11 protein-coding genes are annotated in these 14,532 nt (G+C 60.1%); 5 read left to right on the top strand and 6 right to left on the bottom strand.

Features of this window, described 5'->3' with window-relative positions; all coding sequences use genetic code 11:
* The 4 genes from ACR0J5_RS12865 to rpsL form a co-directional block, all read right to left on the bottom strand.
* Positions 1–91: GTP-binding protein (locus ACR0J5_RS12865; RefSeq protein ID WP_215675807.1), on the bottom strand; the 91-nt coding region annotated here is incomplete at its 3' end.
* Between the two features lie 60 nt (positions 92–151).
* Entirely contained in the window at positions 152–2,269 is a 2,118-nt protein-coding gene (gene fusA / locus ACR0J5_RS12860; protein WP_480653915.1) for an elongation factor G, read from the bottom strand.
* Positions 2,270–2,287: 18 nt separating this feature from the next.
* Positions 2,288–2,758 carry a 30S ribosomal protein S7 gene (gene rpsG / locus ACR0J5_RS12855; protein ID WP_039529242.1) on the bottom strand — a complete coding sequence of 157 codons (471 nt, stop codon included), beginning with the start codon at positions 2,756–2,758 and terminating at the stop codon, positions 2,288–2,290.
* Positions 2,759–2,773: 15 nt separating this feature from the next.
* On the bottom strand, positions 2,774–3,145 hold the full coding sequence (rpsL, locus tag ACR0J5_RS12850; protein ID WP_005621086.1) for a 30S ribosomal protein S12: 372 nt from the start codon (positions 3,143–3,145) through the stop codon (positions 2,774–2,776).
* Positions 3,146–3,541: 396 nt separating this feature from the next.
* Between rpsL and ACR0J5_RS12845 the strand changes: the two genes are divergently transcribed.
* Positions 3,542–4,348: a putative rhamnosyl transferase gene (locus ACR0J5_RS12845; RefSeq protein WP_480653913.1), complete on the top strand. Its 807-nt coding sequence runs from the start codon at positions 3,542–3,544 to the stop codon at positions 4,346–4,348.
* Here ACR0J5_RS12845 and ACR0J5_RS12840 read toward each other — a convergent pair.
* Together ACR0J5_RS12840 and ACR0J5_RS12835 are read right to left on the bottom strand one after the other, a co-directional pair.
* On the bottom strand, positions 4,333–5,202 hold the full coding sequence (locus tag ACR0J5_RS12840) for a DMT family transporter (protein ID WP_480653911.1): 870 nt from the start codon (positions 5,200–5,202) through the stop codon (positions 4,333–4,335). The two genes, ACR0J5_RS12845 and ACR0J5_RS12840, sit on opposite strands and share 16 nt — an antisense overlap.
* A 480-nt stretch (positions 5,203–5,682) precedes the next feature.
* Positions 5,683–6,648: a LysR family transcriptional regulator gene (locus ACR0J5_RS12835; protein ID WP_480653909.1), complete on the bottom strand. Its 966-nt coding sequence runs from the start codon at positions 6,646–6,648 to the stop codon at positions 5,683–5,685.
* A 79-nt stretch (positions 6,649–6,727) separates the two neighbouring features.
* On the opposite strand from ACR0J5_RS12835, the gene ACR0J5_RS12830 reads away from it, so the two are divergent.
* From ACR0J5_RS12830 to ACR0J5_RS12815, 4 genes are read left to right on the top strand one after another with little or no spacing between them, the layout of a single operon-like run.
* Positions 6,728–8,257 (top strand): trimethylamine methyltransferase family protein, encoded by a 1,530-nt coding sequence (locus ACR0J5_RS12830; protein WP_480653907.1) that lies wholly within the window; start codon positions 6,728–6,730, stop codon positions 8,255–8,257.
* Positions 8,257–10,623: a GcvT family protein gene (locus tag ACR0J5_RS12825; protein WP_480653905.1), complete on the top strand. Its 2,367-nt coding sequence runs from the start codon at positions 8,257–8,259 to the stop codon at positions 10,621–10,623. The genes ACR0J5_RS12830 and ACR0J5_RS12825 overlap by 1 nt, the downstream gene beginning before the upstream one ends.
* Positions 10,620–12,998, top strand: coding sequence for a GcvT family protein (locus ACR0J5_RS12820; protein WP_480653903.1), 2,379 nt, complete (start codon positions 10,620–10,622; stop codon positions 12,996–12,998). Before ACR0J5_RS12825 ends, ACR0J5_RS12820 begins: the two co-directional genes overlap by 4 nt.
* A complete protein-coding gene (locus tag ACR0J5_RS12815; protein WP_480653901.1) occupies positions 12,995–14,308 on the top strand; it encodes an aspartate aminotransferase family protein in 1,314 nt (437 codons plus the stop codon). Before ACR0J5_RS12820 ends, ACR0J5_RS12815 begins: the two co-directional genes overlap by 4 nt.
* Positions 14,309–14,532 lie beyond the last annotated feature (224 nt).

Here is a 14,532-nt window from a genome sequence, read left to right as displayed (position 1 = left end):
CTGCGGTCAGCGTCGTTTTACCGTGGTCAACGTGCCCAATCGTGCCGATGTTGACGTGCGGTTTTGTACGCTCAAACTTTTCCTTTGCCATGATGGCCTCCTTTTTCGGTAATGAAGGGAGCCCCCGACCGGAGCTCCCTCAAATTTTGGGTTATGCGTATTTCGCCTGGATCTCGTCCGAGATGTTCTGCGGAACCGGATCGTAGTGATCGAACTGCATGGTGAACTGGGCACGGCCCGACGACATCGAACGCAGGGTGTTGATGTAGCCGAACATGTTCGCCAGCGGAACGAATGCGTCGATCGCGATGGCGTTACCGCGCGGCTCCTGACCAGACACCTGGCCACGACGCGAGGTCAGGTCGCCGATGATACCGCCGGTGTATTCTTCCGGGGTGATCACTTCGACCTTCATGATCGGTTCCAGCAGCTTCGCGCCAGCTTTGCGCATGCCTTCACGCATACACATCCGCGATGCGATTTCGAACGCCAGAACGCTCGAGTCAACGTCGTGGAACTTACCGTCCAGCAGGGCAACCTTGAAGTCGATCACGGGGAAGCCAGCCAGCGGGCCGCTGTCCATGACCGAGTTGATGCCTTTTTCAACACCGGGGATGTATTCCTTCGGAACGGCACCACCAACGATGCGGCTCTCGAACGAATAGCCTTCGCCCGCTTCGGTCGGCTGGATCTCCAGCTTGACTTCCGCGAACTGACCCGAACCACCCGACTGTTTCTTGTGGGTGTAGGTGTGCTCGACCGGCATCGAGATAGTTTCACGATAGGCCACCTGCGGTGCACCAATGTTCGCTTCAACCTTGAACTCACGCTTCAGACGGTCAACCAGGATGTCCAGGTGAAGTTCGCCCATGCCTTTCATGATGGTCTGACCGGATTCCAGATCAGTTTCCACGCGGAAGGACGGGTCTTCGGCGGCCAGACGGGCCAGACCCTGGGACATCTTCTCTTGGTCGCCCTTGGTTTTAGGCTCAACCGCGATCTCGATCACCGGATCGGGGAAGGTCATGGTTTCCAGAACCACCGGATCCTTCGCATCACACAGGGTGTCACCGGTGGTGGTGTCTTTCAGACCCGCCAGCGCGATGATGTCGCCTGCAAACGCTTCTTCGATCTCTTCCCGGTTGTTCGAGTGCATCATCATCATACGACCGATGCGCTCTTTCTTACCTTTGGTCGAGTTCAGGATCGAGTCACCCTTGTTCATGGTGCCCGAGTAGATCCGGGTAAAGGTCAGCGAGCCTACGAAGGGGTCGTTCATGATTTTGAACGCCAGGCCCGAGAAGGCCATGTTGTCGTCTGCACGACGGGCGATGTCACGAACTTCTTCTTCGTCGCCGGGTTTGAAGCCCATGTAATCGACGACGTCCAGCGGGCTGGGCAGATAGTCGATCACAGCGTTGAGCAGCGGCTGAACGCCTTTGTTCTTGAACGCAGACCCACCCAGAACCGGAACAAACGCGATGTCCAGAGTGCCCTTGCGCAGCAGGGCGCGCAGGGTCGGAACGTCGGGCTCATTGCCTTCCAGGTATTCCATCATCGCGTCGTCGTCCATTTCGACGGCCGCTTCGATCATCTTGCCGCGCCATTCGTCAGCCATGTCCTTCAGGCTGTCGCGGATCGGTGCTTTGATCCAGCTTGCGCCCAGATCTTCGCCCTGCCACAGCCATTCTTCCATGGTGACCAGGTCGATCAGACCTTCCAGCTCGGACTCGGCGCCGATCGGAATACCAACCGGAACAGCACGTGCGCCGGTGCGGTCTTCGATCATGCGAACGCAGTTGAAGAAGTCTGCGCCGATCTTGTCCATCTTGTTGACGAAAACCATACGCGGAACCTTGTAGCGGTCAGCCTGACGCCACACGGTTTCGGTCTGGGGCTCAACACCGGCGTTTGCGTCCAGAACGCAGACGGCACCGTCGAGAACCGCCAGCGAGCGTTCAACTTCGATGGTGAAGTCAACGTGGCCGGGGGTGTCGATGATGTTCAGGCGGTGCTTGGGGGTATCGGCGGTTTTACCGTCTTCGGTGCGCTCCCAGAAGGTGGTGGTCGCAGCCGAGGTGATGGTGATGCCGCGTTCCTGCTCCTGCTCCATCCAGTCCATGGTGGCTGCACCATCGTGCACCTCACCGATGTTGTGGGATTTGCCGGTGTAGTACAGGATACGCTCCGAGCAGGTGGTCTTACCTGCATCGATATGCGCCATGATACCGAAGTTACGGTAATGTTCGAGTGTATAATCGCGTGCCATTTTGATAAGCCTCTGGGATTACCAACGGTAATGGCTGAAGGCTTTGTTCGCCTCGGCCATTTTGTGGGTGTCTTCGCGCTTCTTCACGGCAGTACCGCGGGACTGTACAGCATCCAGCAGTTCACCGGCGAGGCGTTCTTCCATGGTGTTTTCGTTGCGGCCACGGGCGGCAGTGATCAGCCAGCGGATGGCCAGCGCTTCGCGGCGCTCAGGCCGGACTTCGACCGGAACCTGATAGGTTGCACCACCAACCCGGCGCGAGCGAACCTCGACCGACGGTTTGATGTTGTCGAGCGCTTCGTGGAACACTTCGACGGGCGCGCGCTTGATCTTGTTCTCAACGCGGTCAAAGGCGTTGTAAACGATGCGCTCTGCGACCGACTTCTTGCCGTCGATCATCAGGTTGTTCATGAATTTGGTCAGAACCTTGTCGCCAAATTTGGCGTCAGGCAGGACTTCGCGTTTTTCGGCGGCGTGACGACGTGACATATCAGCCTCTCCTTCTTACTTGGGACGCTTCGCGCCGTATTTCGAACGACGTTGCTTACGGTCTTTGACGCCCTGAGTATCCAGAACACCGCGCAGGATGTGGTAACGCACACCGGGAAGGTCTTTCACACGGCCGCCACGGATCAGAACAACCGAGTGTTCCTGCAGGTTGTGGCTTTCACCGGGGATGTACGAGATGACCTCGAACCCATTGGTCAGGCGCACCTTGGCAACCTTACGCATAGCCGAGTTCGGTTTTTTCGGTGTGGTGGTATACACACGGGTGCAGACGCCGCGTTTCTGCGGGCACTGCTCCAGGTGCATGGACTTCGAGCGTTTTACTTTGGGCTGCCGCGGTTTGCGGATCAGCTGTTGAATAGTTGGCATTCCGGTTTCTTCCCCGTTTTGCAACACACATGACATGCACGCGCATTGCGTGCGGTTAAATTCGCTGCACTCATGCGTCCACAAGCGCAAAACCCGCGAGCGTTCCCATTCCGAGGTGAACGTCGCGGTTTGTTATCAGAGGGCGCGAACGATAAAAGTGTCCGGGCCTTGACCAGTTCATTACTGAAATCGGTTATGGGGCGGCCCCCGGTACCGAGATGGGCGCGTAATAGGGGGAGTCGGGCCAAGTGTCAACAGTAACCCCCTGTCAGAAAGTCACGCCACCTGTGCCCCCTATCTACGCGCCGGTTCTTGCAGTTTCCACCCCCGATGCACGTTGCGGCTTTCGGGACGCGCGGGCATAGTCACAGCGACGGTCTGAACCACGGATGAACCATGCAAATCATCGGCCTGTGCCGCTTTTCCTACCCCGCCCATGGCGGCTTTCAGGTCGAACATGACACGATCGAGGAACGACGCGCTTACCTGTACAACCCCGCCCGGCTTGAGGAACGGTTCCGCCTGTTCGAAACCACCACCCTGCCCTGCCTGCGCGAACAGACGGACGAAGACTACCAGTTGAAGATTGTCATCGGGGAATGCCTGCCCAAACCCGCCCTTGACCGGCTGCACGACCTGACCGCAGGTATGAAACAGGTTGAGATCCTCGCCCGCCGTCCGATGCGCCACCGCCGGGTCATGAAAGACGTATTGAACGCCGCACGCGACAACCCGGATGCGCCGTGCATTCAATTCCGTCATGACGACGATGACGCTGTATCGGTGGATTTCATCGAACGCCTGCGCATTGCCGCAGATGAAAACAAAAGCTTGCTGCAAAACAACAAGACCGTCGCCATCGACTACAATCAGGGGTTTCTGGCCAGGTTCGGGGCCGATGGCATTCAGGCGGCGCCCGTCTTTCGGTCCCTGCTGGGGATTGGCTTTGCCATGCATGTGCGCGGGGGATGCGAGCTGACGATCATGAACTTCACCCACAACCGGATCGGGAACTTCATGCCGGCGGTCAGCTACCCCGACGCGCCCATGTGGGTGCGGACGTTGAACCAGTTCAATGACTCTCCGCACGCGCGCAACAGCGCAACCGAGCTTTCCCCCCTGACGCCCGAGCTTGAGGGCGAATTCATCGCGCGCTTTGCCATTGATCAGGATGCGGTTCGGCGGGCTCATTCACCCGCATGAGCCCGTCTTTCACGCAATAGTGTGAACAGCCCGGCGCCGACGACCAGGCCCGCGCCCAGCAGAGTGATGATATCCGGCCAGTCGCCGAACACAAGCCAGCCCAGGGCCAACGCCCAGATCAGGCTTGAATAGCGAAACGGCGCAATAAACCCGACCTCGCCCACGCGCATCACCATGACGCTGCACAAATATCCCGCAAGTACGAATACCGCCGCGCAGGCGACCATGGCCCCGGCCGCAGGGGGTACCGGCTGCCAGCCCGACACAGACGCGGCGATCGCGGCGGCCAGCGTGATGCTCAGCGAAGTCGCAAGGGTCACTGCCAGCGAAGGCACATGGACGGACATCCGCCGCGTGATCAGATCGCGGACAGTAACGGACGCGACCGCAATCAGCGCATAAATCGCATAAAGATCGAACCCGTCAGGGCCCGGTCGCACGATCAGCAGCATCCCGATGAACCCCAGCGCAATGGCCAGCACCCGCCGCCACCCGATCCGTTCGCGGAAAAACAGCACCGCCCCAAGCGTCACGGTCAGCGGCAAGGCCTGCAATACCGCCGTCACATTGGCCAACGGCATATGCAAAAGTGCCGTCAGGAAAAAGAACGTGGCCGCCAGTTCGGCCAGGCAACGCGCCGCGATCAGCCATTTGTCATGATGCGGAAAATTCAGATGCAGCGCCCCAAGATACCGCGCCATCAGATAGACAAGAGCCGTCGCCACCACCCCCCGCATGGCCACCATCTGAAACAGAGGCACTTGCTCACCGGCCAGTTTGATCAACGTATCATTGATGGTAAAACCCGCCATGCTGCCCATCATCAACAGCGCACCTTTTACGTTTGGGGTCATAGTGGCGGCTTCCAGGACTATCTAAAGCTCAACCCATAGACAGAGCGCACAGTGATTTTGTCAACTGCCCCTTTCGTTGGATTCGGTCAGCCGGTAAACACAACCAACCTACGGCCTAAACCCGACCGCCTAATGCGTGTGAGGCTGAGCTGCTCAGGCATCACAAAAGGTTGGCTTTGCGGTCAGAGCCGTCTTTTACTCACGCGGCTATTGCTGACGCAGCATTTGCTCGCAGGTGTGGCACAATTCACGCTGCAGTGGAGCCGATGGCGCCAGACCGGACGTTTGTTTGTTGAGATTTGACCCAAGTCGAAACCGAGCTTTCGCCACAACCTATTTCGAAAAACCAGACGCGGGACTTTGCCGTCAATCGATTTCGAACTTTGGCTAACGCGGCATTTGTTTGCGTTTGTGGCATCGGCTCTTTTGCGCTGCAGAGACTGTTGCGATGGGGGTTATGATTGAGCTGTTTTATCAGTGTCACCTGCGACGGTCCACGTTCAACTTGGCGATGTCACCCATCTGCTGTGCGATTTGTTGGAGTAGTATTCTGCCAGACGTCTCGGCAAACACCTTTGGTAGATCCTGCAACTCGCCTTTTCTGGCAACCACTGTCAAAGTCCGGGAGAGGCCGGAAACGGGGAGGTTCAACAGCCTGAGCCTCATGTTTTCCACCAGCCCATCAATCAGCAGCGTCGGCGTCAGCAGGCTGAACCCCTGACCGGCAGACACACAGGATGTGACCATACTTGAGCGATCTGCCTGAATGACTCTGTCAGGTTCGAACCTGAGTCGACGCAGGTGTTGAGCAATCTGGCGTCCTGCGTTTGTTGTGTCTCCGAACCGCACAAGCGGCAGCTGCGATTGAATCACCTCAAGAGTGTCTGTTGGACCATCATAGGTCTCAGGAAGCACCAGCAGGTATCGTTCGCTCAGCACCTGGTGACGCTCCAACCCATCCATATCAAGGAACGGGTTCGAGGTGATCGCCAGATCTGCTTGTTTGGTACGCAAGAGGTGTTCGTGATTTCCACTTTGACCGGCGTGCAGCGTGATGTCTTCGATCTGGAAGTCCTGCTGTGCAAGATCAATCAAAGCTGGTGTCAGTGTTGTTGCGATTGACGCTTGCATGCTGACACGCAGAAGGGTCAAGCGGTTCTGACCAACATGGCGCAATTCGGTTTCCATATCCGACATGGCATGCAGAATTTTCTGGGCTTTGCCATGCAGGCGCGTACCCGCATAAGTCAATCGCGCCGGGCGGGTGCTGCGATCCAGCAAAGTGGTATCGAAGGCCTTCTCAAGCGCTGTGATGTGTTGCGAAGCTGCGGGTTGTGAAAGGTTAAGAAGTTTTGCACCGGCCCGCATCTGTCCTGTCTCAGCAACTGCAACGAAGACTTCAAGCGAGCGCATCAGGCTTGGTGACAGTTTCCGGCGATCCAGCATAACGCATCCTTAGTATAAGAATAATTTATACTGATCGTATTTTCTTGGTTTGTGTCAAGCGCTGGTCAAGAGTTCCGGCATGACACGCCAACGCACATCTCGCCGACGCAAATCTGCCAATCATCTTGGAGCGCAGGAGCCGCGCACGCCGTTCATCCTGCGCAGGCTTTCAACCTTCAATGTGCTTGGCGAGGCGGGGCTGGAGCAGATCGAGGCCAATGCCGATTCCATCCTGTCCGAGACGGGGATGGAGTTTCAGGACGACCCCGAGATCCTGCAGATTTTTGCAGATGCCGGTTGCGATATAGACGGCACCCGCGTGCGTTTCTCCCCCGGTTTTTGCCGCAAGACCATTACTGCCACCGCCCCCACTCAGTTTACACAGCACGCGCGCAATCCGGCCAACAACGTCCAGCTTGGCGGCGATGCCAGCGTTCTTTGCCCCTCATGGGGCCCTCCCTTCGTGCATGATCTGGACCGGGGGCGGCGCTATGCATCTCATGAGGACTTCATAGATCTGGTCAAGCTGCATCATACACTGCCCTGGTTGCACCACTCCGGCGGTGTCGTGTGCGAGCCGGTGGACCTGCCTGCGAACAAACGCCATCTGGACATGCTGTACGGCCATATCCGCCATTCTGACCGGGCCTTTATGGGGGCCTTCATCGGAGCAGAACGCGCGGGTCACGCCATCGACATGGCGCGGATTGTATTCGGAGAGGAGTTCGTGGCCGAAAACGCCGTGCTCTACTGTGTCTCGAACACGAACGCACCGCTGGTGATGGACAGCCATATGTCCGGCGCGCTCAAGACCTATGCCCGAGCGGGACAGCCGGTGGCCTGCACCCCATGGGTTCTGACCGGGGCGATGTCGCCCTCAACTGTTGCCGGCACTTTGGCACAGGTGCTGGCGGAAACCCTGGCGGCCATGACACTGACCCAGTTGGTGAACCCCGGCGCGCCTTGTCTGATGGGCAGCTTTGCCTCGACCATGTCGATGAAATCCGGCGCGCCTACCTTTGGCACGCCCGAAGCCGGGTTGATGGTGTTGGCTGCTGGCCAGCTCGCCCGCAGGCTGGGGGTGCCGCTGCACACTGTGGGCACGCTCAGCGCGTCGAAACTGCCCGATGCGCAAAGTCAGCAAGAGGCGGCGTGGGGCCTGATGATGTCGATGTTCGCCGGGGCCAATCTGATAAATCACGCAACGGGCTGGCTGGAAGGCGGTCTTGTGACCTCGTTCGAGAAAACGATCATTGATCACGATCTCTGCGGCAAGATCGGTCGGTTCTTCGACGGCATCGACATGAGTGAGAACGCCCAGGCGATGGAGGCCATCGCCGCAACCGGTCCGGGGCAGCATTTTCTGGGGTCAGAACACACGCAGGCCAATTTCATGTCGGCCCTGTTCCGCCCGTGGACGCCGGATGACAATTCATTCGAACAATGGCAGGCCGCCGGTGAAAAGGACGCCGCAATGCGGGCGAATGCGATCTGGAAAGAGCGGTTGGCGGGGTACGAAGACCCCGGCCTCGATCCTGAGATTGACGCGGCCCTGCAGGACTACATCGCGATGCGCAAGGCGGAACAGCCGGATCGGGACTATTTCTGATGCCGCGGACCCTCATCATCGGCGGCGGCGTCATCGGGCTGAGCGTGGCTTATCATCTGGCCAGGCGCGGCGCAGATGATGTTACCGTTCTGGAACGCAATCAGCTGACCTCGGGCACCTCATGGCACGCGGCTGGAATCGTAGGTCCGCTGAGGGCGACCCCGAACATGACCCGGTTGGCCTCTGCCGCGTTGGAGGTGTTCCCAGCCCTTGAGGCCGAAACCGGCATGTCCACCGGATACCGTCGGACGGGCGGCTATTGGTTGGCGCGAGATCCTGCGCGTCTGGACGAGTTGCACCGCATCGCGGATCTGGGACAAACGCAGGGTTTGACCCCGCAGATGGTCGACGCCTCGGATGTGCCTGTGCCTCTGCTGGATCCGAGCAGCCATGTAGGCGCGCTTTTTGTGCCCGAAGATGCGAATGTGAACCCGGTCGATCTGTGCATGGCCTATGCCAGGGGCGCGCGGGATCGCGGGGTGGTGATCCGCGAGAATACGGGCGTTCAGACGCTGCGCAAAACGGGCGGGCGCATCGTCGGCGTTACCCTTGCAGATGGCACCGAATTGAACGCCGATCAGGTGGTCATCGCGACCGGCGCGTGGTCGCGCGAGTTGGCCGCCAGTGTCGGCGTGGCACTGCCTTTGCAGGCAGTCGAGCATATGTATGTCGTGACCGAACCTATGCCCGATCTGCCCAATCCATTCCCGGTGATCCGCGATCTGGATAGGGGTATTTATGTCAAGGGCGACGCGGGAAAACTGGTGATTGGCGGCTTTGAGCCCAACGCCAAATGCTGGGACGCTTATGGCCCCGAGGGTGACCGCCCCTTCCTTGAAATGGCCGAAGATTGGGACCAATTCGCCCCCTTCATGCAAGCCGCGCTGGAGCTGTGCCCGGCGCTGGAAACCACGGGCATTCAGCACTTTATGAACGGGCCGGAAAGCTTTACCGCCGACACGCGGCCCTTGGTGGGTGAGACCGAGATTGACGGGCTGTTTGTAGCCGCTGGCATGAACTCGGTCGGTGTGATGTCCTCGGCCGGGATCGGCCGCGCGCTGGCTGATTGGATGGTTGATGGTATCCCCCCGATGGATATGTGGGAGGTCGATATCGCCCGCGTCGACCCCGCCACCGCGACGCCCGAACACATGGCCACGAGGATGCAGGAGGCTGTCGCCGACCTCTTCAACCTGCACTGGCCCTATAGGCAACCCAAATCCGGGCGCGGGCTGCGCAAAACCGCTTTGCACAACCACTGGGCCGCGCATGGCGCGCATTTCGGCCTCACCGCCGGATGGGAACGCGGCCTTTACTATGGCGCGGCGCAGGATTACTCCGTTGGCGCGCAGGGCTGGTGGCCGCTGGCACGGGCCGAAGCGGCGGTGATGGATCAGGGTACGGCGTTGATCGAGCTTTCGCCCTTCACCAAGCTCGACATCACCGGTCCCGGCGCGCTGGCGGCTCTCAACCACCTGACCACGGCGCAGATGGATGTGCCAGAGGGCCGCGTGGTTTACACTCAGATCGTCAATACGCGCGGCGGGATCGAGATGGATGTAAGCGTGACGCGGCTGGGGGCAGAAGCATTCCATCTGACCTCGGGCGCCGCCACCCGCGCCCGTGATCTTGCCTACCTGCGCCGCTACCTGACGGGCGATGTATCCATCCGCGACGTGACTGAGGGTTTCTGCACCATTGGCGTCATGGGCGCGGGCAGCCGGGCGTTGTTGCAAGGTCTGGGCGAGTTGCCCGAGATGGCGTTCGCTCATGCTGCCGAGGCCCGCTTGAACGGCACTCCCTGCCGGGCCACCCGCGTCAGTTTCGTAGGCGAGCTTGGCTGGGAGCTTACGATTGCCAATGCTGACGCCCCGGCGCTGTTCGATGCGCTGATTGGCGCGGGTGCGAAACCCCTTGGACACTATGCGCTCGATGCCTGTCGTCTGGAAAAGGGTTTCAAACACTGGGGGCATGAGCTGGGGCCAGAGATCACGCCGCTGGAGGCCGGGCTTGGCTTCACCATCGATTGGTCCAAGGATTTCGCGGGCAAAGCGGCGCTGGAACGTCAAAAGGCTGAAGGCGTCTCGCGACGTCTGGTGTTGCTGAGCGTCGTAGGCGAGGCCCTGATGCTGCATGACGAACCTGTTTTCGAAGGCGACTGCCATGTGGGGTTGACCACCTCGGGCGGGCGAGGGCCGCGCACGGGGTTGAACCTCTGCTTTGCCTTGATCGCAGTCGCGCCGGGCGAGACGCTCAGCCAGACCTGCGAGAGGAAATTCACGATCCGGGTCGCCGGGCAGGACTATAGTGCAGAGCCGCTGCGCCGTCCGCCCTTTGATCCCTCAGGCGAAAGGATGCGCGCATGACTAAAGCGCAGGTTACCATCATCGGTGGCGGTGCGATGGGCGTGTCGCTGATGTATCATCTGATCAAGGCCGGTTGGTCCGATGTACTGCTGGTCGAGAAAAACGACCTGACCCACGGCTCGACCTGGCACGCGGCGGGGCTTTGTACGCATTTCGCGCATAACCCGACCATTCAGGAACTGCGTGCCACCTCGGTGCGCCTCTACCGCGATATCCTGCCGGAAGAGACAGGACGGGACTGCGGATTCCACCGTTCGGGCGCAATGCGGATAACGCGAAACCCGGATCGCATGGATGAGTTCCGCCACGTGGCGGGACTGTCGGATTTTACCGGCTATCCGCTAGAGGTCCTGACACCCGAGCGTATTGCCGAACTGCACCCATTGGCAAAACTCGACGGGATGATCGGCGGCATCTATGAACCGGATGATGGTCACGTCGACCCAACGCTTGCAACACAGGCGATGGCCGAAGTTGCCCGCAATGGTGGCGCGCAGATCTGGCGCAATTACCCCGTAACCGCGATCCGCCGCGCAGGGGCGCATTGGGTGATCGATACGCCTAAAGGCGCCGTGGAAACCGTGCATGTGGTGAACGCGGCGGGCACTTGGGGGTGGGAGATCGGGCATATGATGGGCCTGAACATCCCCTCTGTCCCGGTGCTGCATCAGTATCTGGTTACCGATACCGTAAAGGCGGTCAAAGACCGGATCGCGCAAGGCCTGCCGGAATTGCCCATCATCCGCGACCCCGAGGAAAGCTGGTATGTGCGGCAGGAGCGCGATGGCTTGATCCTTGGCCCCTATGAGAAAGAGGCGCAGGTCTGGTCTGTCGATGGCGTACCGCCCGAGTTCGGCGCGGACCTCATGCCCCCCGATCTGGACCGGGTCGAGCATATCATCATGGCCGCGATGGAGCGTATCCCATCGCTGGAAACCGGCGGGGTGAAAACGGTTATCAATGGCCCGATCACCTTTACGCCCGACGCCAACCCGCTGATCGGCCCGGCCCATGGGTTGGACAACGCGTGGCTGCTGACCGGCTCGTCCATGGGCGTGATGGAGGGCGGCGGCGCGGGCTGGTTCCTCGCCCATTGGATGACCCATGGTGCCCCGCCGATGGATGCACTCGCGGTGGACAGCCGGCGCTTTGGGTCGTGGGCGGATCGCGAGTACCGCGTGGCCAAAGCCATCGAATGTTTCGGCCTGCAATTCGGTGTTCATTATCCGCACGAAGAACGCCCGGCCGGGCGCGGCCTACGCGTGTCGCCTCTGCACGACCTGATGGCAGAGCGCGGCGCGGTGATGGGGGCAGCCCATGGCTGGGAACGGCCCAACTGGTTCACCGATATGCCCGGTGCCGTAGCCGATGAGACCTTCCGCCGGGCAAATTGGTTCCATGCCGTGGCCGCCGAGGTTGACGCCGCCACCAACCGCGTGGCCATTTCCGACCTATCGGTCTTCTCGAAGTTCGATGTCACGGGGCCGGATGTGGCGGCGTTTCTTGAGGCGCTCGGTGCCAACCGCGCCGTGAAACCGGGGCGTATCGGGTTGACCCATGTTCTGACACCAACGGGTGGGGTTCTGTCGGAATTCACCGCCACCCGACTGGCCGAGGATCACGCCTATCTGACCTCAGCGGCGGCAGCCGAGGAAATCGACCTGGACCAGTTGACCAAGGTCGCCGCGGCGTTCGATGTGACCGTCACCAACCGTTGCGAAGACCTGGCGGTGATCGGCGTCATGGGGCCGAAATCGCCCGAGGTGTTGCCGGAGCTTGCCGCCATGCCCTGGCTCACTGCACAGAAAATCGAAATTGCCGGCATCCCTGTGCGCGCCCTGCGGGTTTCCTACCTGGGGGAATGCGGCTGGGAGCTGCATGTAGCGCGCGACCAGGCCGTCGCGCTCTTCATCAAGCTTGAAGAGGTAGCCAAACCCCATGGCCTTGGCTTCTATGGGGCCTATGCCGCCAATTCGATGCGGTTGGAAAAGGGTTATCGCGGGTGGGGCAGCGACCTGACCACCGAGCGCAGCCCCCTTGAGGCCGGATTGACGCCTTTCGTTCGTAAAGACCTGCGTGCGGAGCTGGCCCGCGAGAACGCCTGGGACATGGTATTGTTGGAGGTTGAGGCAGGCGAGGTTGATCCCTTCTACGCCCATACCATTTGGCGCGACGGCCAGCCGGTGGGCATCGTCACCTCGGGCGCCTATGGCCACCGCACAGGCAAGGTGCTGGCGTTGGCCTATCTGCGCGATGCAACCGCGCGCGACGGGCTGACGATCTCGATCCTCGGCCAGCATCGCACCGCAACCATTTTGCCCGAAGCCCCCTTTGATCCAAGCAACTCACGACTGACAGCCGGAGCACGCACATGACCGATCACCCCCTCCACACCGACTGGGATTTCTCGAACACCGCCGCGCGGCGCGACCGGTATTACGCCGCCTCGTTGACCCGCTTTACCCCTTTCCGTGAACCGATCGTGTTCCAGAAAGGACAGGGGCAGTATCTGTGGGACGCGGATGGGCGCAAATATACCGATCTTTTGGGCATGAATGTCTGCATCTCGGTCGGCCATTCGCACCCGCGCGTGGTGGCGGCTGCGACGGCGCAGGCTCAAGAACTTACCCATTGCACGACCATGTTCTACCACCCCACTCCGGCCCATCTGGCCGAAGAACTGGCCGCGACCATGCCCAAAGGTCATGACTGGGTGGTGCATCTGACCAATTCAGGATCCGAGGCGATTGATCTGGCGATGACGATGGCGCGAACCTATACGGGCAACCTTGATCTGCTGGCTCTGCGTACCGCCTATCACGGACCAACGGCTGCGGCGCAGTCGATCACCGGCATCTCGGGCTGGCGTCACCCCGGCATGCCCGGCAACGTCGCCTTCGTGCCCGAGCCCAACCAATATCGTGGTATCTTTGGCCCCCGTACACAGCCCTACCTCGATGAGATCGACCACACCATCAACACGGCGACCTCCGGCAAGGTCGCAGGCATGTTCGTTGAAAGCGTGCAGGGCTATGGCGGCATCATCGAAATGCCCAAGGGCTACATGTCCGGCGCGGCCGAGAAGGTGCGCGCGGCAGGCGGGCTTTATATTGCCGACGAGGTGCAATCGGGCTTTGGCCGCACCGGCGCGCATTTCTGGGGATTCGAGGCTGATGGCGTGGTGCCCGATATCGTGGTCATGGCCAAAGGGCTGGGCAACGGTTTTCCCATCGGAGCGGTCGTGGCAAAAAAGCACATCGCTGAACCCATGGCTGAAAAGTTCATGTTTCACACCTATGGTGCCAACCCAACCTCGGCCGCCGCGGCGCGCGCTGTGCTGACCGTAATGAAGGATGAAGGACTGCAAGAGAACGCGGCCAAAGTTGGCGGCAAGCTGCTGGAGCGCCTGCATGACCTCAAGGACAAGCACAAAGCCATCGGCGATGTACGCGGCAAGGGCCTGATGCTGGCCATCGAATTCGTCAAGGATCGTGACAGCAAAGAGCCGGATAAGGACATGACCACCAAGGTGTTTGAGGCCTGCCGCTCCCAGGGCGTCATTCTGTCGAAATCCGGCCCCTTCCAGCAATGCCTGCGTATGGTGCCGCCTCTGTGCCTGACTGCGAAAGACGTGGATCAAGTTTCAAAAAGCCTTGATACGGCATTGTCAGATGCCGCAAATTAGCAGGCATGCAGACATTTGCGCACCCCATCGAAACAGAGTTTGTACACGCCCTGTAAGTTGTGGCGCCAATCTTCGCGGCTTTGCGCATCAATGACCGTTATCCCCGTCACATCGCAGCGTTGCTAAGCGTGCAGATGCAGCGATTTTGGTCCTTCGTGCGCGAGCCGCTAGAGTTTGCGGTAACCGGGTTGGGCTCATTCCGAACCGCTACTGCGGAGCGGCTG

It is taken from the genome of Ruegeria sp. BE1 (assembly GCF_056538885.1).
The sequence above is the reverse complement of the archived record's forward strand: the minus strand, read 5'-3'. Positions and strand labels throughout refer to the sequence as shown.